Consider the following 259-nt stretch of genomic DNA (forward strand, 5'->3'; position numbering starts at 1 on the left):
TGTTTAGCATCAAACATCGCCGCCTCGGCCTGACGGATAAGAATATGCAAATCTGTCGCATCGTCGGGGTAAATACTGATACCAACACAAACAGAAGGCGAAATTTTTTCATTTGCCAGCCAGTATGGTTCCGTGTATTGCGTGATCAAATGCTGAACAAAAGGCAGCAGGTTGCTTTGCTCGGTTAACGGCAATAACAGAATATAATCATCGGCCCCCGGCCTGCAGGCCAGCGCATCTTCCGGCAATAAATTTTTTA

1 protein-coding gene is annotated in these 259 nt (G+C 46.3%); it reads right to left on the reverse strand.

The genetic code is table 11. The annotated features are described in order from the left end of the window. The coding region (locus SB753_RS38750) for a diguanylate cyclase domain-containing protein (RefSeq protein ID WP_410805372.1) at positions 1-259 on the reverse strand (259 nt) is incomplete at both ends.

The sequence above is a fragment of the Paraburkholderia sp. SIMBA_053 genome, assembly GCF_046534895.1.
GTDB classification, from domain to species: domain Bacteria; phylum Pseudomonadota; class Gammaproteobacteria; order Burkholderiales; family Burkholderiaceae; genus Paraburkholderia; species Paraburkholderia caledonica.